Source organism: Mycobacterium sp. 5-140-3-2 (assembly GCF_035666375.1).
In the GTDB taxonomy this organism is placed as follows: domain Bacteria; phylum Actinomycetota; class Actinomycetes; order Mycobacteriales; family Mycobacteriaceae; genus Mycobacterium; species Mycobacterium intracellulare.
Genome location: NZ_CP142025.1, coordinates 1,289,717 through 1,312,356, shown reverse-complemented (window position 1 = coordinate 1,312,356; position 22,640 = coordinate 1,289,717). Strand labels below are relative to the sequence as shown.

Below are 22,640 nucleotides of genomic sequence, written 5' to 3'. Positions count from 1 at the left end.
CCCGTCCGCTCTCATGACACCGGCGGCCGGCGAAGGGCCCACGGTCGAGCGGCTTCGATCTGCGCCGACAGCGACAACAGCGTCGCTTCGTCATAAGGCCGGCCGACGAGTTGGACCGACATCGGCATCCCGTCTGCGTCGAGGTCCCAGGGAACCACCGCGGCGGGCTGTCCGGTCAGGTTCCAGACCTGTTGGTAGGGAACGTATTGCCCCACCCTCAGCAGGGTCGACACGGCGCCGCGCCGTTGGTAGGCGCCGATACGGGATGGGCCCGTCGCCGTTCCCGGCGTGACGACGACGTCGACATCGTCGAAGATCGCCTGGATCCGCGACACCACGGCCCCCTCGGCCGCCCGCAGGGACTCCATCCGGCGGTCCGAGAAGAAAGACCCCAAGCGGGCCATGTTGCGGGTGCGCGGTTCCAGGCGTTCCGGATGGGCCAGGGCGTCGGCGTCGTCGCAGATGCCGCGCAGGTAGCGGGGCAGGTAGTTGGTGAGGATCGCCGAGGCCGGATATTCCGGGTCGGCCGTAATGACGTCATGCCCGAGGTCGCGAAGCAACGCGCCGGCCTCGTCGACCGCGGCCAACTCCCGCTTGCCGACCCGAACCGGCAGCGGGGTTGGGACCTTGGTGCTCAACGCAATTCGTAGCCGCCCGGGACTGCGGGTCGCCGCGGACACGAACTCGCCCTCGGGCCCGGGCACCGTCGAGGTCGCGTCCAGGAACACGGCAGCGTCGATCACCGTGCGGGCGATCGGGCCGTTGACGCTCAGCCCGTACCAGGCGTCGTCGTGGGGTTCCAGCGATACCCGGTCGCGTTGCGGCTTCAGGCCGAACACGCCGCACCAGGTCGCCGGGATGCGGATCGACCCGCCCCCGTCGGAGCCCAACGCCAGCGGGCCCAGCCCGGCCGCGACCGCGGCGGCGCTGCCGCCGCTGCTGCCGCCCGGCGTGCGCCTGGGATCCCAGGGATTGCGGGTAGCTCCGAAGGTCAGCGACTCGGTGTACGGCAGCATCATCAGCTCGGGCACATTGGTCTTGCCGACGATGACGGCGCCCGCGGCGCGCAGCCGGCGCACCACCTCCGCGTCGGAGCTCACCGCGGGCCGGTGCCCGCCGCTGCCGAAGGTCGTCACCTCCCCGGCGACATCGACGTCGTCCTTGATCGCGACCGGCACGCCGAGCAGGGGCAGCCGTTCGCCCGCGTCCAGGCGGTCCTGCGCCACGGCGGCCTCGTAGCGAGCTTTGTCAGCGAGCACCACGCGGTAGCACCGCAGCTGGCTGTCGAGCTGCGCGATCCGCTCCAGGTAGACCTCGAGCAGCTCCGGTGCGGTCAGTTCACCGTCGGCCAGCATGCGTGCTTGCGCCGCCGCGCCGGCGAAGGCGAGATCGTCGTTCACTGCGGCAGCGTAACCCCGCAATTGGGCCGGGCCCGGGCTGGCGTCGGCGGGGCCGCGGCGCGGCAACAAGTACCGTGGGCGACATGTCCTGCGTGTTCTGTGCGGTCGTCGCCGGGGAAGCTCCGGCCATCCGGATCTACGAAGACGACGACTACCTGGCGATCCTCGACATCCGCCCGTTCACTCGTGGCCACACGCTGGTGCTGCCCAAGCGGCACAGCGTCGACCTCACCGACACCACGCCGGAGACGCTGGCCGGAATGGTCACCCTGGGCCAACGCATCGCCCGGGCCGCGCGCACGACGGAATTGGCCGACGCGACCAACATCGCCATCAACGACGGCAGCGCCGCCTTCCAGACGGTGTTCCACATCCACCTGCACGTCTTGCCGCGCCGCAACGGCGACAAGCTGTCGGTGGCCAAAGGAATGCTGCTGCGCCGCGACCCCGACCGCGACGCCACCGGCCAGATTCTGCGCAACGCACTGGCCCGTATCGACGCAAGTCAACCGGATTAGGCCCGTGGCGGCCGTCCTTCGGCGGCACCGGAAACGGCACCAACCTGGCAAAAGCCACACTTAGCGCGCGTCTGCAGCGGTTTAATGCCCTGTAACTCGTGGTGATGCTGTTGTTTCTTCACCACACAACAGGGGAGCTCAAGCGTGACGAAACGGCGGGCGGTGAATCCGTGGCGGCGGTCGGGGGTGCCGGCACCCGCCGGGTGGTCCCTCGTCTCCGTGTACGGCGTAGCCGGCGTGCTGATCGTGCTGTCGTCGTTCTGGGGATGGCGCGGCCCGTACGGGACGCACCCCATCAACGGGTTCGTCATCGCGATGTGCCTTGCCATCGCGGCGGCATACGCCGCGCGCGCGGCCCGCTTCAAGCCCCGGCGGCAACGATACGGATGGCTGGCGCTGGTGACGGCCCTGCTCGGCTGGGCGGCCGGTGAGGTCATCTGGGCGTTCTACGACGTGCGCCCGGAATTCGATCACGCCACCCACCCTGCGGCAACCGAGTTCGTCCTTCTGCTGTGGCCGGTCGGCGCCATGACGTCGTTGGTGCTGCTGTCCCAATTGTCTCGCAAGAGCCCCCGGCGTCTGCTGCTCGACGGTCTCATCGTGGCGACGTCGCTGTTCGTCATCGCCTGGGTGTTCGTGGTCGAAGCGCAGCTGCAGGAGCATTCCGGCGCGCGGCTGGTGACCTCGGCGGAGGTCTTCGCCGACATCGTCCAGGTGACGACGGCGATCCTGATGCTTTCCCGGGCTCGTCCCGGCGACCGGCCGAGCCGCAGCCTGCTCGCCGCCGGCGTCGCGACCATCTGCATCGCCGACATGGCGCTGGTCTTCTATACCGGCATCGCCAGCTATCACACGGGCGGGGTCGGCGACCTGGTCCGAGTCGCGGGCCTGGCGTTATTGGCGCTCGCGGCCCTGGCCGCCGCGCACGAGCGTCCCGCGCCCGCGCCGCCGGATGAGACCGAGTTCCGGGCCCGGCTGTGGCTGCCCTACTTGCCGCTGATCCTCGCCGCCGCGGCGGGCTGGGCGCACGCGGCGGGCCATTCGATACACGACCCCATGCTCGCCGCGCTGGGCATCCTGGTGGCCGCCGTGCTGGCCCGGCAATTCGTCGTCCTGGTCGACAACCAGAATCTGTTGTCGGAGGTCGCGCGCGAGGCGTTTCGCGACAACCTGACCGGTCTGGCCAATCGCGCCCTGTTCCTGCAGCGCCTGGAACAGGCCGTCGCGCGCCGGCATCCCAACGGCATGCCCATCGCGGTGCTGTGCCTGGACCTCGACAACTTCAAGTCGGTCAACGACGCCCTGGGCCATCCGGCCGGCGACGAGCTTTTGGTCAGGGTGGCCGGGCGGCTCACCGCGGCGTTGGGGGAAAGCGGGACCATCGCCCGGCTCGGCGGCGACGAATTCGCGGCGGTCATCGAGGCTTCCGTCCAAGAATCGCAGGCGGCCGCGCACCGGATCCTCGACGCGTTCACCGGGGCCATCCTGATCGACGGCATTCCGATCATGGTCCGGCCCAGCATCGGATTCACGGTGTGCACCGGCGCATCGGCCTGCACGGTCGACCAGCTGCTGAGGCACGCCGACCTCGCCATGTACGCCGCCAAACGCGAAGGCGGGCAATGCATCCGCAGCTTCATGCCCGACCTGCCGTTGCCGTACGCGTTCCCGGCGTCTCCCGATTCCGGGGAATCCGACGTGGCGCCGCCGGTCGATGGCGGCGGCGGTGTCGCGACGCCGCAGGCGTCACCGCCCGTTTCCGACGTCGCGACACCGACCACGAACTCGCCCTCCGGCGATGTCTCAGACGATGCCCCTCGGCCACCGAGGGGTATCCGGGTGGGCTTCGCGGTGCTGGCGGTCGGCGTGATCGCCTTCGCCGCGTCCAGCGTCGCGCATCCGGACGCGGGACACGGCATGTTCTCGGCCACAACGCTGTATTCGGCGCTGACCGTGTTGGCCGCCGGTCTGGTTGTCCTTCGCGCGTACCGCGTCTCGGCGGACCGGTTGGCGTGGTCACTGATCGCCGCCGGGATGGCGTTCTCGGCCGCGGGCGACATCGTCTACGCGTTGTTTGTGCCCAACGGTCGCTCCCCGTCGGTGGCCGACCCGGTGTACCTGGCGTACTACCCGCTGGTGTACGCCGGGCTGCTGCTGCTCATGCGGGCACGGTTCAAGCGGTTGCCGATCCCGATTCAGCTCGACTCGCTGGTGTGCGCCCTGACGCTGGCGGCGGTGGCCGCGGCCGTGACGGAGGGCCCCATGCGGGCGGCGACGTCACGCACGCCCGCGACGGTGTGGATGGGATTGGTCTACCCCTGGATTGACCTGGTGCTCCTGGCCCTGGCCGCCGGCATGCTGCCAATACTCGGTTGGCGCAATGACTTTCGCTGGGCGCTGCTGATGACCGGACTGGTCGTGTTTGCGGTGGCGGACGTGGCGTACCTGTTCCAGACGACGGCGGGCTCCTATCGGGTCGGCACCTTGCTGGATGCCTGCTGGCCGGCGTCGTCGTTGCTCATCGCGATGGCCAGCTGGTCCCCCTCGTCGCCGACGGCGCCAGTGCCCAGACACCGATTCAGCCCGTATGTCACCCCGGTGACGACATCGGTTGTCGCGCTGGGAGTCATCGTCCTGGCTCATCATTCGCGGCCGGCCGCCACCCTGGCGGCGTTGAGCCTGGTCGTGGCGACCGCGCGATTCTCGCTCACCTTCCGGGACGTGAGCCTGTTGCACACGAACGCCAAGCACGCCATGACCGACGAGTTGACCGCGCTGCCCAACCGGCACTCGCTGGCCAGCGCCCTCACCGCGTTGCCCACTACGGCGCCGGGGCCGACGTCGATTCCGGGCAGAGCGCGCGCGCGGCGGGCTCTGTTGCTGTTGAGCCTGAGCGATTTTCACGAGATCACCGACTCGATCGGTCGCCACTTCGGCGATGAGTTGCTGTGCCACATCGCAAACCGCTTGTCCGGCAGCGTCCGTCGCGACGACATGCTGGCGCGGGTCGGTGATGACCAATTCGCCGTGCTGCTCGCGGACGGGGCCAACCTGACCGCCGCCAGCGCTCAGGCGGGCCGCCTGCTGGAAGCGTTGAGTGAGCCGATCGCGTTGGACCCGATCACCGTGCAGGTCGAAGGCCGCATCGCCATCGCGCTGTGTCCCGACCACTGCGACCACCCGCAAGAGCTGCTGGGCCGCGCCGAAACCGCGATGGCGCACGCCGAATCCGCCCGCAGCAAGATCGCGGTCTACGACTCGTCCTTCGAGGTTTATCGGAACAACGACCCCAACCTCATCGAGGACCTGCGTACGGCACTGTTCGACACCGACGAACTGAAATTGCACTACCAGCCCAAGATCGACGGGCGCGACGGCAGCGTTCACAGCGTCGAGGCGGTGCTGCGCTGGCAGCACCCCACCCGTGGAACGCTGCTGCCGGAAGAGGTCTTGCCCGTCGCCGAGCGCGCCGGACTGATGCGCAAGATCTCCAACCGCACCCTGAGCATGGCGCTGAAACAGGTCCGGTGCTGGCGTGAGCAGGGCATCACGCTCACCGTCGCGGTGAACCTGTCGACGACCAACCTGCTCGACATCGAGCTCGTCGGCACCGTCGAGCGGCTGCTCGCGAATTATGACCTGCCCGCGGACGCGCTCATCCTCGAGATCACCGAGAGCGCGCTGGTGGATTCCGCGCGATCCCGCAACACCGTCGCCGCCTTGCAACGCTTGGGAATTCGCATATCGCTCGACGACTACGGCACCGGCTGGTCGTCATTGGCCCGGCTGCAAGAGGTTTCGGTCGACGAGCTCAAACTCGACCGGATTTTCGTAACCCGCCTGGATCACGACGCACGATCGGTCGCGATCGTGCGGTCCACGGTGGCGCTCGCCCACAACCTGGGCGCTGACCTCGTCGCCGAGGGTGTCGAGAACGAGGCCACCCTGGACGCGCTGCACCGGTACGGCTGCATGATCACCCAGGGTTACGTGCACACCGCGCCGTTGCCGCCGGACGAGTTGCGGAACTGGATCGCCAACCACACACCCGAACCCCACACCAGCCAGTCCCACCGGCGGGCGTGAGCGGGACTCAGAACAGCTCTTTGGCCAACAGCTCCAGCGTCGCGACGCGCGCCGGTGCGGTGTCCGGGTCGGTGCCGCGGCGGGCCGAGGCCACCGGGTTCACCATCACCTCGTCGACGCCGAAGTGTTCGGCGAGCGCGCGGATCTGCTCGGCGGCCTCCGCCGGCGTCCCCAGGACGGCGCGTCGCAGACCACTGTCGACGATCGCCTGCTGCTGTCCGGTCAACTCGGCCACCGCCGCCTCCTCCACCAGCGGCACCGGCCCGAGTGGCTGCCCGGTCCGCAGCCTGGCCATCATCTGCAGGTTGGGCAGCATCAACGCCGTTGCCTCCTGCTGGGTTTCGGCCACCGCGGCGTTGACCGTCAGAAACGTCCGCGGCTCGGCGGCAAACGCGCTGGGCGTGAATCGGGCGCGGTACACCTCGAGCGCCTCTTCGGTTCCCTTGCCGGAGAAGTGATGTGCGAACACGTACGGCAGCCCCTTGGCGGCGGCCAAATGCGCCGAATACATCGACGAACCCAGCAGCCACAGCCGCGGTTCGGTCGCGGCGGCCGGGGTGGCTTTGAGCGTGTAGTCGCCCGAGCGCAGCGGAACCCGCACGCCGCGCGCGCTCATCAGCGCCGCCACGTCGTCGAGGTATTCGGGGAAGTTCTCGATGTCCCGGCCGTCCTGCCCGCCCCGCAGCGCGTAGGAGGTCACGGGGTCGGATCCCGGCGCCCGGCCGATGCCGAGGTCGATGCGTCCGGGGGCGGCCGCTTCCAGCAGCGCGAACTGTTCGGCCACCGCGAGCGGCGCGTGGTTGGGCAGCATCACCCCACCCGAGCCGAGCCGTAGCTGCGAGGTCTGTGGTGCCAGATAGGCGAGGACCACCGGCGGGCTGGTGGCACCGACGGAAGGCATGTTGTGGTGCTCGGCGACCCAGTAGCGGGTAAAACCCAACCGATCCGCGGCCTGCGCCAGCTGCACGGTGGCCGCCAGGGCGTCGCCGGTCGTCTGGTCGGTGCGCACCGGGATGAGATCAAGGACGGAAAGACGCACGATGGCGTCAACGTGCGCGGGCCGGCAAACGTTCCCGAACCCCGGCCCTAGTAGTCCTTGAGGGTGATCGAGGAGACGATGCGGTCGAACACCTCCTGCGGTATCGGTGCGCCGCCGGGAATGTTGTCCACGACCAGCCATTGATTGCGCTGCACGTAGTCGGCGAATTCGCGGTGGTAGTTGGCGAATCCGCGCTCGTGGTCGGCGGTCCCGTCCGAGGTGGCGGACTTAAGCTCGCCGGCGAGGATGTAGGCGCCCAGCAGCGCGACGCTGGTGCCCTGTCCTGACAGCGGCGAGCAGCAGTACCCGGCGTCCCCGACCAGTACCACGCGGCCGTGCGACCAGCGGTCCATCTTGATCTGCGACATCTCGTCGAAGTAGAAGTCCGGTGCGGTCCGCATGTACTCCAGCAGTTGGGGGCGAACCCATCCTTCCCCGGCCATCCGCCGCTCCAGCTCGGCGAACTGGGCTTCGGTGTCGCGGTAGTCGATCCGCAGCTCCGGGTCCATGAAACCCAACATGGCCCGGGCCTCGGCGTTGTGACGCGCGCTGTAGATCCCCGCCATGGTGGAGTCGCCGTAGTGCCACATCTGCCAGTGGTCCAGGTCCAAGAAATTGGGCACGGTGAAGATCGCCGCGTGCGTGCCCAGCCGTTCGATGAAATCCTCCTCCGGCCCGAACACCAATCGCCGCACGTTGGAATGCAATCCGTCGGCGCCGACGACGAGGTCGAATTCCCGTGGTGCGGCACGCTCGAAGGTGACGCGAACGGCCGCACCATCGGCCTCCAACGCGGTGATGGTGTCGTCGAATAGGTAATCGGTCGTCCATTGGCTTGCGCCGTAAAGCAATTCGACCAAGTCGTCGCGCAGCAGTTCGATGTCGGGGCTGTCGATGCGCCCGCCGGTGGGTGTCGATTCGGTGTCGCGCGACAGTTCATTGCCGTCACGGTCGACCACGGAGGAGCCGCGGATTTGCGTCTTGCGCTTCTCGGCGGCGGCCAGCAGCCCCATGCGGTCGAGCACGGTCAGCGCCGGGCCGCGAACGTCGATCGCCTGGCCGCCCGGCCGCGGCCCGGTATGGCGCTCCACCACGGTCACCGAATGGCCGTGCCGCCCAAGCCAAAACGCGGCCGCCGTGCCCGCCACGCTGGCGCCGGAAACGAGAATCTCGCTCACTTGATCCCTGCCAGTTCTTTCGCGTCGCGGAAGATGTCGTCGAGCATTGCCGGTGTCAACCTACCGGTGAACATGTTTTGCTGGCTCGGGTGGTAGCAGCCGAGCAACCGCACCCCGGGGGCGAGGTCGGCAACGGCGCCGTGGCCGAACCGGGGCTTGGGTCTCGCGGCTCTACCGGAGGTGCCCGGCAGTCGCAGCGCGATCTGCCAGCCGAATCCGCCGAGGGCCACGACCACGCGGACGTGGTCGGCCACCAGCTGCCATTCGGCCTGCAGCCAGGGCCAGCAGGTGTCCCGCTCGGCGGGGGTCGGGGCGTTGGCCGGAGGCGCACACCGCACCGGCGCGACGATGCGAATCTGGTTGGTCCGCAACCCATCCGCGGCGTCGACGCTGGTCGGTTGGTTCACCAGGCCGGCCCGGTACAGCGCCGCGTACAACTGGTCGCCCGAGCGGTCGCCGGTGAACATCCGGCCGGTGCGGTTGGCGCCGTGGGCGGCGGGCGCCAGCCCGACGATGAGCAGCCGCGGCCGCGCCGCTCCCCAGCTGGGTACGGGCCGGCCCCAATACGGTTGGTCGGCGAAGGCCCGCCGTTTGACCCTCGCCACCTCCTCGCGCCAGTCGACCAGCCGCGGACAGGCCCGGCACACGCTGACCAGGGCGTCGAGCTCGGGGATCGAGGTGGCCTGTTCCGCGAGGGCGACGACCCGAGCGGCATCGGCCGCCACCGGGGTCTGCGGCGTGGCCGGGTCACCCGGCCATCCGGTGCCCGCGCCAACCGGAGAGTCGAACGGCTGGCCGGTACGCGGGTGGTCGAGCACATGAACATCCTGCATTCAGTGGCCACGTCGTGCAGACCCGGGCACCGTCCGGGGCCGCGACACGGGCTTACTATCGGGCCGTGAGCTCTGACGCCCTGGCCAGCCTGATCGCCGACCTGCCCGACGGGATGGTCGTCACCGATCCCACCGTGACCGAGGGCTATCGCCAAGACCGCGCGTTCGACCCGTCGGCCGGCAAACCGCTGGCCGTGGTGCGACCGCGGCGCACCGAAGAGGTGCAGACCGTGCTGCGCTGGGCCACCGCTAATCGGGTGCCCGTCGTGCCCCGGGGCGCCGGGAGCGGCCTGTCCGGCGGGGCGACCGCCCTGGACAACTGCATCGTGCTCTCGACCGAGAAGATGCGAGACATCTCGGTCGACCCGGTGACGCGGACCGCCGTATGCCAGCCCGGGCTGTTCAACGCCGAGGTGAAAAAGGCCGCAGCCGAACACGGCCTGTGGTATCCGCCGGATCCGTCCTCGTTCGAGATCTGCAGCATCGGCGGCAACATCGCCACCAACGCCGGGGGGCTGTGCTGCGTGAAGTACGGCGTCACCACCGACTATGTGCTGGGCATGCAGGTGGTGCTGGCCGACGGGACCGCGGTCCGGCTGGGCGGGCCGCGGCTCAAGGACGTCGCGGGCCTGTCGCTGACCAAACTCTTCGTCGGCAGCGAAGGCACGCTGGGCGTCGTCACGGAGGTGACGCTGCGGCTGGTACCCAAGCAGAACGCGTCCAGCGTCGTCGTCGCCACCTTCGCCTCGGTGCAGGACGCGGTCGACGCGGTGCTCGGGGTCACCGCCCGGCTTCGCCCCTCGATGCTGGAGTTCATGGACTCGGTGGCGATCAACGCCGTCGAGGACACCCTGCGCATGGACCTGGACCGCGGGGCGGCGGCCATGCTGGTGGCCGGGTCCGACGAGCGCGGCCGCGCCGGTAGCGAGGACGCCGAGATCATGGCCAAGGTCTTGGCGGAAAACGCTGCGACGGAAGTATTTTCGACCGACGATCCCGACGAGGGCGAAGCATTCGTCGTCGCGCGGCGGTTTTGCATCCCGGCCGTCGAAGCCAAGGGATCGCTGTTGCTCGAGGACGTCGGCGTGCCGCTTCCGGCGCTGGGCCGGCTGGTCACCGGGATCGCCGGCATCGCCGCCGAACGCGACCTGATGATCTCGGTGATCGCCCACGCCGGCGACGGCAACACCCACCCGTTGATCGTCTACGACCCCGCCGATGCCGACATGACCGAACGCGCCCACCTGGCATTCGGCGAGATCATGGACCTGGCCGTCGGTCTCGGCGGCACGATCACCGGCGAGCACGGGGTGGGCCGGTTGAAGCGGCCCTGGCTGGCTGGCTATCTCGGGCCCGAGGTGATGGACCTCAACCGGCGCATCAAGCAGGCGTTGGATCCGAAGGGCATCCTCAACCCCGGGTCGGGCATTTAGTTCTGGCTGCTGAGCGCCCGGCTGGCCGGGAAATCGATGTCGACTGCCCGGCTGGCCGAGCACTGGCGTCGCCGGGCGGTTGACATATCTCGGCTGCTGTCGTACGAATAAGACATGGCTGCTGTTATGTCTCAGAACGCACCGGTCGCCTTCCAGCTCGCGACCGCCGCCACCTGGTCGAACCCGTGGCCGATGTACCGCGCGCTGCGCGACCACGACCCCGTGCACCACGTCGTTCCGGCGAATTCTCCCGAGCATGACTACTACGTGTTGTCGCGGCACGCCGACGTGTGGGCGGCGGCCCGCGACCACGAAACCTTCTCCTCGGCAAAGGGCCTGACCGTCAACTATGACGATCTGGAACTGATTGGCCTGCAAGACAATCCACCGTTCGTGATGCAGGATCCACCGGTGCACACCCAGTTCCGCAAGCTGGTGTCGCGCGGGTTCACGCCGCGGCAGGTCGAGGCGGTGGAACCCAAGGTGCGGGAATTCGTCGTCGAGCGCATCGAGGGGTTGCGCGCGGCCGGCGGCGGTGACATCGTCACCGAGCTGTTCAAACCGCTGCCGTCGATGGTGGTCGCGCATTATCTCGGTGTGCCCGAAGAGGACTGGGTGCAGTTCGACGGCTGGACCCAGGCGATCGTCGCGGCCAACACCGCCGAGGGCGGCGTCGCGGGGGCACTGGAGACCGTCGGCGACGCGGTCGGGTCGATGATGGCCTACTTCACCGGCCTGATCGAACGTCGTCGCACCGACCCCGAGGACGACACGATCTCCCACCTGGTGACCGCGGGGGTGGGCGCCGACGGTGACGTCGCCGGCACGCTGTCGATCCTGGCGTTCACATTCACGATGGTGACCGGCGGCAACGACACCGTCACCGGCATGCTCGGCGGCTCGATGCCGCTGCTGCACGAGCGTCCCGATCAGCGAAAGTTGTTGGTGGACAACCCCGAATTGATCACCGACGCTGTCGAGGAGCTGCTGCGGATGACCTCACCGGTCCAGGGGTTGGCGCGCACGACCACCCGCGAGGTGACGATCGGCGACACCACCATTCCCGCCGGGCGCAGGGCGCTGCTGCTGTACGGGTCGGCCAACCGCGACGAACGCCAATACGGGCCCGACGCGGCCGAACTCGACGTGACCCGGTGCCCGCGCAACATTTTGACGTTCAGCCACGGCGCGCACCACTGCCTGGGCGCCGCCGCGGCCCGGATGCAGTCCCGGGTGGCGCTCACCGAGCTGCTGGCCCGATGCCCCGACTTCGAGGTCGACGAATCAGGGATCGCCTGGGCCGGGGGCAATTACGTGCGGCGGCCGCTGTCGGTGCCGATTCGAGTGGGGTCCTGATGCCGGGAAACGACTGGCTTTCCGCGCGGCGCAGCGAAGCGGCCGCCGACCGGATACTCGACGCGGCCGAGGAACTCTATACCCAGCGCGACTCGGATTCGATCGGCATGAACGAAATCGCCAGGGCCGCAGGGTGTTCCCGAGCGACGCTGTACCGGTATTTCGAGAATCGCGAGGCATTGCGCACCGCGTACGTGCACCGCGAGACCCACCGGCTCGGCCGCGCCATCCTCGCGCGCACCGGCGGCATCGAGGACCCGCACGAAAGACTGGTCGCGAGCATCCTGGTCACCTTGCAAATGGTGCGCGAGAGTCCCGCGCTGGCGTCGTGGTTCGCCACGACGCGCCCGCCAGTCGGCGGCGAGTTGGCGGGCCAGTCCGACGTGATCGCGGCCCTGGCGGCGGCGTTCCTGAACTCGTTGGGAGCCGATGATCCCGCGGTGGTGGAGCGCCGGGCGCGCTGGGTGGTCCGGGTGATCGTGTCGATGCTGCTGTTCCCGGGCCACGACGAAGCCGACGAGCGGGCGATGATCGAGGAATTCGTCGTGCCGATCGTGGCGCCGGTGTCCGCCCGCGGCTAGGGCCGCCGGATTCGTCGCGCTCCCGGGCCGGAAGCAATGTCCTCAGCGCCCGCCTCCAAGCAACGTCGGCTCGGCGCGCTGAGCAATGCGCTTGTCGCTGGGAGGCGGGCAAAGGCGCTAGTCGCGAACCCGCGTGAAACGGTGCAACAGCCACGCCAACGGGATCGTCAGCGCCAGCGTCGCGACGAACAGATAAAGCATCGGCCCGGTGTAGACGCGCGCGCCCACCACGTAGTCCATCGCGAATTCCATGGTGATCAGGTGGATCAGGAAGATTTCGTAGGAGATCTCCCCCAGCCACACCATGGGGCGGCTGGCCAACAGCCGCGAATACCATCCGTGATCCCCCAGCGCCAAGGGCGCCACCGCCAGTGCGGCGATCACGGCATAAAAACAGGTCTTGAACAACGCCTCGCTCAACGTCGCCGGGGAGGTGGTGGGCGCGCCGGCGATGGGTGTGGACGCGATGAAATAGCTGATGATCGCCAGCGGGATGGCCACAAACCCGTACGCGCGCACGCCCATCTCCTGCAACACGGTGAGCATCATGCCGGCGAGGAACCAGGCCAAATAGGTGGGCAGCCACAGCCGGGCGCCGTCGGGGAACCAGTGGTCGGTGTGCACGAGAACCAGCCACGCCGGGCTGATCAACGCCATCGCCGCGAGGGCGCCCAGCACCAGCTTCGGCTGCCATTGACGCCGGCATATCAACACCAGCAGCAGGTAGGCCAGCAGCGGGAGGATGACGTAGAACGAGGCCTCCACGGCCAGGCTCCACATCTGGGTCAGCCCCTGGTGCAGATACTTGCCCAGGTAGCCGTTGCAGTAGATCTGGGTCAGCGTCAGGTTGCGCGCCAACCCCAGCCACGAGTGCCCGGGGTTGGGCCCCGCCTCGCGGTAGTGGTACAGCACGTAGGCGAACAACACCGTGACGACGTAGGCGGGCATGATGCGCCGAACCCGGTGCCACGCATAGCGACTCAGCGACGGCGGCGGGCCGCCGGTTGCGGCGGACTTCACCCACGGGCGGAACAACAGGTAACCGGACAGCACGAAGAAGATCGGCACCCCGATCTCCATCCGGGAACCGACCAGGCCCCAATAGCCGTGGGTGTATTTGCCGGTGGTGTAGGCCGCGTGGGTGCCGACGACGAGCAGCGCGGCGACGGCCCGGACGCCCGTCAGCGAGGCGACGCGGTCGACGCGCGAGGTCTGCTCGAGTCCGCCCTGGGCGTCCTGTTCTTCGGACAGCGTCATTCGCCGTGTTTCCTGCGCGGTTTCCCGCCGTCCCGGCCGCCGCGGGCCTTGGCTGAGGACCTGTCCGGCTGAAGGTTGATCAACACCCCCGAGATGCGGGTCTGCTCAAGCCTTTTGAACGTCGACTTGGGCAACTTGGCCGGCAGTTCCACCAACGAGAAGTCCGGGCCGATCGCGATGTGGCCGAAGTCGCTGCGATGCAGCCCTCCCTCGTTGGCGATGGCGCCCACGATGGCGCCCGGACCGATCTTGTGGCGCTTGCCCACCGCGATGCGATACGTGGCGAACGGCCGTGTAGACCTTGGCTTTTCGGGGCGGTCGCGGCGCTCGGTGCGCCGCTCGCGACGCTCGGGCGGAGGTTCGGGCGACATCAGGAATTCCTCGCCGTCGCGGGATTGCAGGGCCAGCGCGGCGGCGATATCGGCCATCGGGGTGTCGTGTTCGCGTTCGTAGTCCTGGACCAGCTTGCGGAACAGGTCGATGCCGGGGGCCCCGAGCGCGGTGGTGATCGAATCGGCGAACTTGGCCACCCGTTGCGCGTTGACGTCCTCGACGGTGGGCAAGGCGGTTTCGGTGAGCGTTTGCCGCGTGGCCTTTTCGATCGCCTTGAGCAGGTGGCGCTCTCGCGGCGAAACGAACAGCAGCGCGGTGCCCGAACGTCCGGCCCTGCCGGTGCGCCCGATCCGGTGCACGTACGACTCGGTGTCATGCGGGATGTCGTAGTTGAGCACGTGCGAGATCCGCTCCACGTCGAGTCCGCGTGCGGCCACGTCGGTGGCGACCAGGATGTCGATGCTGCCGTCCTTTAAGGCGGCGACGGTCCGCTCGCGCTGGCCCTGCGGGATGTCCCCGTTGATGGCCGCGGCGGAGAAACCTCGCGCCCTTAGCTTTTCGGCGACTTCCTCGGTGGCCTGTTTGGTTCTGACGAAGACGATCATCGCCTCGAACGGCTCGACCTCGAGCACCCGGGTCAGCGCGTCCATCTTGCGGGGACCGGCGACCTGGATGTAGCGCTGCGAGATGTTCTCGGCGGTCGCGGTTTTCGCCTTGGTGCTGACCTCGAGCGGGTCGTGCAGGTACTTGGTGGTGAGCTTGCGGATCGCGGGCGGCATGGTCGCGGAGAACAGTGCCACCTGCTTGTATTCCGGGGTCTCCGACAGGATGCGATCGACCTCTTCGGCGAAGCCCATGGTGAGCATCTCGTCGGCCTCGTCGAGCACCAGGTAGTCGACGTGGGACAGGTCCAGCGTCCCCCGTTCGAGGTGGTCGATCACCCGGCCGGGCGTGCCGACCACCACGTGCGCCCCGCGCCGCAGCCCGGCCAGCTGCACGCTGTAGGACGAGCCGCCGTAGATCGGCAGCACGTTGATCTTGGGCAGGTGGGCTCCGTACCGGCTGAACGCCTCGGCGACCTGCAGGGCCAGCTCCCGGGTCGGGGCGAGCACCAGGGCTTGGGTGGCGGTGCTGGTGACGTCGATTTTGGACAGGATCGGGATCGCGAACGCGGCGGTCTTGCCGGTGCCGGTCTGCGCCAGCCCGACCACGTCGGAGCCCGCCATCAGCGCCGGGATCGTCGCGGCCTGGATACCGGTGGGTGATTCGTAGCCGACGTCGGCAACCGCCCGCAGCACCGAGGGGTGGATCTGCAGGTCGGCAAACGTCGTAGAGGCAGCCCCGGTCGAGCTGTCTGAGAGGGTCATCGCCCAAGAAGTCTAGTGGTGACCGGCTGTCCGGCGGTCCGCGTGATCATCAGCACAGCCGAGCGGGCCTCGGCCACGCCTGCCACACCCGCGGCGCCGATGACGGTACGGTGCGTCGATGTGTGGTCGCTACCGTGTCGTACCGAGCCACTGACCTGCTCGGCCGCTGTTGCATTGATCGCCGCCACTTTGACCGGCTGCGGTTCAGGAGATTCCACAGTCGCAAAGACACCGCAGGCAAGGACTTCTGAGACCCCGTCGATCACGGCCCCGGCCACGCCATTGCCGGCCGCCCAGCCGGGCAACGCGCCACCGGCCGATCCATGTGCGGTCAACCTCGCCTCGCCCACCATCGCGAAGGTGGTGTCCGAACTGCCACGCGACCCGCGCAGCCAGCAGCCGTGGAATCCCGAGCCGCTGGCCGGCAACTACAACCAGTGCGCGCAGCTGTCGGCGGTGATCATCAAGGCCAACACCAATGCGGTCAGCCCCACCACCCGCGCGGTGCTGTTCCACCTCGGTCAATTCATCCCGCAGGGCGTCCCCGACACCTACGGCTTCAACGGCATCGACCCGGCGCAAACCACGGGCGACACGGTGGCGCTGACCTATCCGGGCGGGATCCAGGGCCTCAACACCCACGTGAAGTTTCATTGGAACGGCAACGCCGTCGAACTGATCGGCAATACGCCCGCGCACTGATCCCGGGCACGCCCGCCCGGCGCGACCATCGTGTCGGAGCCCTGTCCTACAGTGGCTCCAGTGTTCGTGACCGGCGACAGCATCGTTTACAGCGCGTCGGACCTTGCCGCCGCCGCCCGCTGCGAATTCGCGCTGCTGCGGGATTTCGACGCCAAACTCGGCCGCGGGCCGGCGACCGCGATCGAGGACGAACTGCTCACGCGGACAGCCACCCTCGGCGACGAGCATGAGCGGCGCGAGCTCGCCCGATTGCGCGAGCGATTCGGCGATGCCGTCGCGGTCATCGGCCGCCCGGCCTACACACCCGCGGGGCTGGCGGCGGCCACCGACGCGACGCTGCGCGCCGTCGCCGACCACGCCCCCGCGGTGTATCAGGCCGCGATGTTCGACGGCCGCTTCCTCGGATTCGCCGACTTTCTGGTCCGCGACGGCGAGCAGTATCGGGTCGTCGACACCAAGCTGGCCCGCTCCGAAAAGGTGACCGCGCTGTTGCAACTGGCCGCCTACGCCGACGTGCTGGCGGCCTCGGGTGTGCCCGTCGCGCCCGAGGCCGAACTGCGGCTCGGCGACGGAACGGCCGTGCGGCACCGCGTCAGCGACCTGGTCCCGGTCTACCGATTGCAGCGGGTGCGGCTGCAGCGGCTGCTCGACGACCACCATGCGAGCGGCGCCGCGGTGCGATGGGACGACGAAAGCGTGGCCGCCTGTTTTCATTGCCCGTCGTGCATCGAGCAGCTGCGCGCCGCCGACGACGTGCTGTTGGTCGCCGGTCTGCGGGTAAGCCAGCGGGACAAGCTGTTCAAGGCCGGCATCACCACCGTCACCGAACTTGCCGCCCACAGCGGGCCGGTTCCCGAGCTGGCCGCGGGTGTCGTCACCGCCTTGACCACCCAGGCGAAACTGCAAGTGCGCCAACGCGATACGGGCGTTCCGCAGGTCCAGGTCATCGACGCGCAGCCACTGGCGCTGCTCCCCGAGCCGGACCCCGGTGATTTGTTCTTCGACTTCGAAGGCGACCCGCTGTGGACCGCCGACGGCCGCGAGTGGGGCCTGGAATACCTGTTCGGCGTCTTGGAGGCCGGGCCTACGGGCAGGTTTCGCCCGCTGTGGGCGCACAACCGGGCAGACGAACGCAAGGCGCTGACCGATTTCTTGGCGATGGTGGCCAAGCGGCGCAGGCGCCGCCCCAACATGCACATCTACCACTACGCACCCTACGAGAAGACCGCGTTGCTGCGGCTCGCCGGGCGCTACGGCGTCGGCGAGGACGAGGTCGACGAACTGCTGCGCAGCGGCACGCTGGTCGACCTTTATCCGTTGGTGCGCAGGAGCATTCGCGTCGGCGCGGAGTCATTCAGCCTCAAGGCGCTCGAACCGCTCTACATGGGGTCACAACTGCGCGCGGGCGACGTGACCACGGCGACCGGTTCGATCACCTCCTACGCGCGCTATTGCGAACTGCGCGCGGAGGGCCGCGGCGACGAGGCCGCCTCCGTGCTCAAGGAGATCGAGGACTACAACCACTACGACTGCCGGTCGACACAGGAACTGCGTAACTGGCTGATGTTGCGCGCCTACGAATCCGGTGTCGTACCGATCGGCGCCCAGCCCGTCGGCGACGGCAACACCGTCGAGGACCGCGACGAACTGGCGGTGACCCTGGCGGCGTTCACCGGGGCCGCCGGCATCGACGAGCGCACCCCGGAGCAGACGGCGGTGGCGCTGGTGGCCGCCGCGCGCGGCTACCACCGTCGCGAGGACAAGCCCTTCTGGTGGGCGCATTTCGACCGGTTGAACTTCCCGGTCGACGAATGGGCGGATAACACCGACGTGTTCGTCGCTGAGCGCGCGTCCGTCAGCGTCGACTGGCACACACCTCCCCGCGCGCGCAAACCCCAGCGGCGGCTGCAGCTACGCGGCGAACTCGCGCGTGGCGACCTGAAAAGCGACGTATTCGCGCTCTACAACCCGCCGGCGCCGCCGGGCATGACCGACAACCCGGACCGGCGGGCGGCCGGACGCGCCTCGGTCATCGAGGCCGACGATCCGGCGGTGCCCACCGAGGTGGTGGTCGTTGAACGAGTTGGCAGTGACGGCAACACCTTTGACCAATTGCCTTTTGCGCTGACTCCCGGCCCGCCCATCCCCACCACCGCCCTGCGGGAATCGATCGAGGCGACCGCCACCACGGTGGCCGCCGGATTGCCGCAGCTGCCGCACAGCGCCGTGGTCGACGTGCTGCTGCGCCGAGCGCCCCGGACGCGCAGCGCTGATCCCCTCCCGCACGGCGGTGACACCGTCGCCGACATCACCGCCGCGCTACTCGATCTGAACTCGTCGTACCTGGCGGTTCATGGGCCGCCCGGAACCGGCAAGACGCACACCGCCGCCCGGGTCATCCACGACCTGGTTACCCGACACGGCTGGCGCGTCGGTGTTGTCGCGCAATCGCACGCCACCGTGGAGAACCTGTTGGACTGTGTGATCGACGCCGGTCTGGATCCGCAGCGCATCGCAAAGAAGCGCTACGACCGCCAGTCCCCGCGCTGGCGGGAGATCGATGGCGGCGCGTACGCCGCCTTCCTGGCTGACACACCGGGATGTGTGATCGGCGGCACCGCATGGGATTTCGCCAACGCCAATCGGATACCGCCGAAAAGCCTTGACCTGCTGGTGATCGACGAAGCGGGCCAATTCTGTCTGGCCAACACCATCGCGGTGGCCCCGGCAGCTGACAACCTGCTGCTGCTCGGGGATCCGCAACAGTTGCCGCAAGTCAGCCAGGGCACCCATCCAGAGCCGGTGGACACCTCGGCGCTGGATTGGCTGGTCGACGGTCAGCGCACCCTGCCCGAGGAACGTGGTTACTTCTTGGACCGCTCCTACCGAATGCATCCGGCCGTCTGCGCCGCGGTTTCGGCGCTCTCTTATGAGAACAGGCTGCAGTCCGACGACTGCACGGCCGCCCGCCGCCTCGATGGGTATTCACCTGGCGTGCAGCTACTTTCGGTAGAGCACCAAGGGAACTCGACCGAGAGCCCCGAGGAGGCGGCCGCCATCGTCGCCGCGATCGGACAGCTGCTCGGCGCGGCGTGGACCGACGAGCATGGCACCCGAGCCTTGACCGCCGCCGACGTGCTGGTGCTGGCGCCTTACAACGCCCAGGTGGCGCTGCTGCGCCGCCGCCTGACCGCGGCGGCGCTCGGCGGGGTCCGGGTGGGGACGGTCGACAAGTTCCAGGGCGGACAGGCGCCGGTGGTGTTCATCTCGATGACGGTGTCGTCCATGGATGTGGTGCCACGCGGAATCTCGTTTCTACTCAACAGGAATCGGCTCAACGTCGCGGTCAGCCGGGCTCAGTACGCAGCCGTGATCGTGCGCTCGTCGTCACTGACGGAATACTTGCCCGCCACACCAGCGGGCCTGATCGACCTGGGCGCCTTCCTGGCGCTGACCCAACCCGATCTGCGGTAGACCGGCTAACCGCTCGAGGAGTGCCGGCCCGACCCGGTGGGGTCGTCGTCCGGATCGGGACGGTGGTGTTGACCTCGCAGCGATTCGCCTTCGGTGAAATAGTGGCCCGCCGATCCATTGTGGTGGCGACGCGGCGGCCGGGTGAGCCGATCACCCGGTGGCATCGATTTGGGCGGGCGCCGCACCGCCACCTGGCGAAGGCGTTTGCCGCTGTCCACACGAGAACCGTTGTGGGCATAGCCAATTGGTTGGACCTTTGGTTCATCGAATGCGTTGTGCCACGAATCGGCCCGAGGCGGCACTTCGCTACGCCGTGGCTGCGGGGGATCGAGCCGCGGCGGCGCGGGTTGGCTCGACTGCCCGGCGTCGGGTTCGCGCACCAGCACCAATTCGACGTACTCGTCGTCGTCATAGTCGTCGTCGACGACGTCATCGTCGGGCCCGAGCAGATCGTCGCCGCCCCTACCGTTGTCGGTCCACGGCGCAGAGCCGACCAGGAACAGTGCGGCGATGATCCCGAACAATGCGATGAATGCGGGCAACAGCACCGATTGCGACATCGCGGCCGAGAACGGTTCGCGCAGGAATTCGGGCAGCTGCAACGCCAAGGCACCCTCGTCGGTGGCCCCGCCGGACGGCTGCCGCGGCATCTCGACAGTAATCCGCCAGGTCATGAACGCGGCCATGCCGGCGCTGCCCAGCACCGCGCCCAACTGGCGCACGGAGTTGTATACCGCGGAACCCGCGCCCGCCAGCTCCGGCGGCAAATTCCGCGTCGCGGTGGCGGTCAGCGGTGACCACACGCACGCCATCCCCACACCCGTCGCAAAGAACGGCAACACCAGCCGCCAAATCGGCGTCGTCGGCGACATCTCGAAGGTCAGCCACGTCAGCGCAATCGCCAGCACCGAGAACCCGAAACCGAGCACCGGCAGCGGATGGTATTTGTCGACGATCTTGCCGACGAACGGGGCGAAAACGCCGTTGGCGATCGCCATGGGCGCGATCAGCAGAGCCGAGCGCGTCGGCGAGAGCCCGCACACGGCCTGCGCGTAGAACGTGAGCGGCAACATCATTGCCGTCGCGGCGAAGGAGATGACGGCGACCCCGACGTTGCACACGCTGAAATCGCGGTCACTGAAGATCACCAACGGAATCAGCGGCTCGTGCGCGTTCAGCGACTGCCAGAACGCGAAGGCCGTCATGAATCCGACGCCCGCGACGATCAGCGCCCAAATCCACGGTTGCCAATGTTCGGCCTGCCCCTGTTGCAGTCCGAACACGATCAGGAAGATGCCGATGCCGGACAGCGCGACCCCGATCAGGTCGAAGCGGTGCGACTGGGTGGGCAGCACCGGAATCAGCCAATAAGCCAATCCCAGCCCGATGACACCGATGGGGACGTTGACGAAGAAGATCCACTGCCACCCCAGGCCGTCGACCAGCACCCCGCCGGCCAGCGGGCCGACCAAGCTGGCGACGCCGGCGGTGGCGCCCCACAGGCTGACCGCGACGCCACGCCGCTGCGCCGGGAAGATTCGGGTGATGGTCGACAAGGTCTGCGGAGTGAGCAGCCCGGCGCCGACGCCCTGCACGACGCGGGCCGCGATCAGCATGGTGGCGCTGCCGGCCAACCCGCACCACACCGAGGAGATGGTGAACACCACCAGGCCGAAAAGGTAGAGATTCTTGGGACCGAACCGGTCACCCAGGCGCCCGGCCACCAGCAACACGACCGCATAGCCCAGCAGGTAGGCGCTGGTCACCCAGACCACGGTGTCGTAGCCGATGCGCAAGCTGGCCATGATGGTCGGGTTGGCAATGGCGACGATGGTCGAGTCGACCATGATCATGAAAAAGCCGATCATCATCGCCCACAGCGGGTTCCAGGGGTTCTGCGACTGCGGCGAGCTCTGGGTGAAGAAATCCCAGCGGTGGGCGGACCGCGCCGGCCCGGATCTCGCGCGCCGCGCTCCCCCGGGCGTGCGGGGCGTAGCCGTGGTCATCCACCCCACCTCGTTTCGCTCCCGACGATGCCGTTACGCCGCATCGGCCCGTCCGGTCGATCGGCCTGAACTCCCAGGTCATCGACCGCGCGCGCGGCGAACCGTTCACCACGACGACCGGCCGGCGGCACGGCCGTCGCAGACATCCAGCCTGCATTATTCCCGGCGGCGCAAGAGGGCCGGCAGCCACGGATCCGGTGGGCGTCGATAACGGCGTCAGGATTTGGCGCGGGCACGTTAGCCTGAAAGAACCCCATTTGCAGGAGAGACACTATGCGGGCCCGACGGAACAGGTCGCCGAAGCGGTTATTCACCATGGCCAACGCGGGAGAGGCGCCGACCGGCAAGAACGGTCGACCCAAGATGTCCGCGCGGGCGTTGGCGCAGGTCATCGAGCGCAGCTCGCGGATACAGGGCCCCGCCGCCGAGGCCTATGTGACCCGGCTGCGCAACGCCGATCCCGATGCCAGCCCGGCCGAGATCCTGGCCAAGCTGCAGAAGCGCTACGTGGCCATGGTGACGGCCGGCGGTGTTGCGGTGGGAGCCGCGGCGACCGTCCCCGGAATCGGCACGTTGAGTGCCCTGTCCGCGGCGGCGGCGGAAACGGTGACGTTCCTCGAGGCCACCGCGTTCTTCGTGTTGGCGGTCGCGGTGGTCCACGACATTCCGGCCGATCACCGGGAACGGCGCCGCGCCCTGGTGCTGGCGGTGCTTGTCGGTGACAACAGCGAGCAAGCCGTCACGCAGTTGATCGGTCCGCGGCGCACCAACGGCGGCTGGATCTCCGAGAGCCTGGCCGCGCTTCCGCTGTCGTCGATGTCGGGACTGAACTCGCGGCTGCTCAAGTCGTGGGTCAGGAAGTACACGGTGCGGCGGGGCGCCCTGTTGTTCGGCAAACTGCTGCCGGTCGGGATCGGGGTCGTGGTGGGAGCGGTCGGCAACTACCTCGCCGGCAAGAAGATGGTCCGCAACGCCAACCGGGCGTTCGGCCCCCCACCCGGGCGCTGGCCCCGCGCGCTGCATCTGGTGCCCCCGATCCACGAAGCCGGCTGACCCGCCCCGAGGCCCCGGTCCGCC

General features: G+C 68.6%; 15 protein-coding genes. 8 read left to right on the top strand and 7 right to left on the bottom strand.

Going from position 1 to position 22,640, the window contains the following annotated elements:
• Positions 1–11: 11 nt before the first annotated feature.
• Entirely contained in the window at positions 12–1,400 is a 1,389-nt protein-coding gene (locus P6281_RS06430) for an amidase (protein WP_324738660.1), read from the bottom strand.
• Between the two features lie 83 nt (positions 1,401–1,483).
• Here P6281_RS06430 and P6281_RS06425 point away from each other — a divergent pair, with 83 nt between their 5' ends.
• Together P6281_RS06425 and P6281_RS06420 are read left to right on the top strand one after the other, a co-directional pair.
• On the top strand, positions 1,484–1,918 hold the full coding sequence (locus P6281_RS06425) for an HIT family protein (protein WP_009953969.1): 435 nt from the start codon (positions 1,484–1,486) through the stop codon (positions 1,916–1,918).
• A 219-nt stretch (positions 1,919–2,137) separates the two neighbouring features.
• On the top strand, positions 2,138–6,004 hold the full coding sequence (locus P6281_RS06420; RefSeq protein WP_014384070.1) for a bifunctional diguanylate cyclase/phosphodiesterase: 3,867 nt from the start codon (positions 2,138–2,140) through the stop codon (positions 6,002–6,004).
• Between the two features lie 7 nt (positions 6,005–6,011).
• Here the strand turns inward: P6281_RS06420 and P6281_RS06415 are convergent, their stop codons facing one another.
• From P6281_RS06415 to P6281_RS06405, 3 genes are read right to left on the bottom strand one after another with little or no spacing between them, the layout of a single operon-like run.
• Entirely contained in the window at positions 6,012–7,043 is a 1,032-nt protein-coding gene (locus tag P6281_RS06415) for an LLM class flavin-dependent oxidoreductase (protein ID WP_009953967.1), read from the bottom strand.
• A 47-nt stretch (positions 7,044–7,090) separates the two neighbouring features.
• On the bottom strand, positions 7,091–8,221 hold the full coding sequence (locus P6281_RS06410) for an FAD-binding protein (RefSeq protein ID WP_008254693.1): 1,131 nt from the start codon (positions 8,219–8,221) through the stop codon (positions 7,091–7,093).
• Entirely contained in the window at positions 8,218–9,054 is an 837-nt protein-coding gene (locus P6281_RS06405; protein WP_014379570.1) for a uracil-DNA glycosylase, read from the bottom strand. Before P6281_RS06405 ends, P6281_RS06410 begins: the two co-directional genes overlap by 4 nt.
• A gap of 65 nt (positions 9,055–9,119) precedes the next feature.
• Here P6281_RS06405 and P6281_RS06400 point away from each other — a divergent pair, with 65 nt between their 5' ends.
• The 3 genes from P6281_RS06400 to P6281_RS06390 all read left to right on the top strand — a co-directional run bounded on the left by P6281_RS06400 (position 9,120) and on the right by P6281_RS06390 (position 12,424).
• The gene (locus tag P6281_RS06400; RefSeq protein ID WP_008254690.1) at positions 9,120–10,487 is read left to right on the top strand and encodes an FAD-binding oxidoreductase; all 1,368 of its coding nucleotides are present in this window, start codon (positions 9,120–9,122) and stop codon (positions 10,485–10,487) included.
• A 114-nt stretch (positions 10,488–10,601) separates the two neighbouring features.
• Positions 10,602–11,843, top strand: coding sequence for a cytochrome P450 (locus tag P6281_RS06395; protein ID WP_008254689.1), 1,242 nt, complete (start codon positions 10,602–10,604; stop codon positions 11,841–11,843).
• A complete protein-coding gene (locus tag P6281_RS06390) occupies positions 11,843–12,424 on the top strand; it encodes a TetR/AcrR family transcriptional regulator (RefSeq protein ID WP_008254688.1) in 582 nt (193 codons plus the stop codon). The genes P6281_RS06395 and P6281_RS06390 overlap by 1 nt, the downstream gene beginning before the upstream one ends.
• Before the next feature lie 117 nt (positions 12,425–12,541).
• Here the strand turns inward: P6281_RS06390 and P6281_RS06385 are convergent, their stop codons facing one another.
• Positions 12,542–13,681 carry an acyltransferase family protein gene (locus tag P6281_RS06385; protein ID WP_014382023.1) on the bottom strand — a complete coding sequence of 380 codons (1,140 nt, stop codon included), beginning with the start codon at positions 13,679–13,681 and terminating at the stop codon, positions 12,542–12,544.
• Positions 13,678–15,381, bottom strand: coding sequence for a DEAD/DEAH box helicase (locus P6281_RS06380; protein WP_014382022.1), 1,704 nt, complete (start codon positions 15,379–15,381; stop codon positions 13,678–13,680). Before P6281_RS06380 ends, P6281_RS06385 begins: the two co-directional genes overlap by 4 nt.
• Before the next feature lie 99 nt (positions 15,382–15,480).
• Between P6281_RS06380 and P6281_RS06375 the strand changes: the two genes are divergently transcribed.
• Complete coding sequence (locus P6281_RS06375; RefSeq protein WP_036390547.1) at positions 15,481–16,083, top strand: LppP/LprE family lipoprotein; 603 nt, start codon at positions 15,481–15,483, stop codon at positions 16,081–16,083.
• A gap of 60 nt (positions 16,084–16,143) precedes the next feature.
• Positions 16,144–19,557, top strand: coding sequence for a TM0106 family RecB-like putative nuclease (locus P6281_RS06370; RefSeq protein ID WP_014384069.1), 3,414 nt, complete (start codon positions 16,144–16,146; stop codon positions 19,555–19,557).
• 5 nt (positions 19,558–19,562) lie between these two features.
• Here P6281_RS06370 and P6281_RS06365 read toward each other — a convergent pair whose 3' ends face one another.
• Positions 19,563–21,563 carry an MFS transporter gene (locus P6281_RS06365; RefSeq protein ID WP_014384068.1) on the bottom strand — a complete coding sequence of 667 codons (2,001 nt, stop codon included), beginning with the start codon at positions 21,561–21,563 and terminating at the stop codon, positions 19,563–19,565.
• Between the two features lie 273 nt (positions 21,564–21,836).
• Here P6281_RS06365 and P6281_RS06360 point away from each other — a divergent pair, with 273 nt between their 5' ends.
• On the top strand, positions 21,837–22,616 hold the full coding sequence (locus P6281_RS06360) for a hypothetical protein (protein WP_029385054.1): 780 nt from the start codon (positions 21,837–21,839) through the stop codon (positions 22,614–22,616).
• Positions 22,617–22,640: the final 24 nt, after the last annotated feature.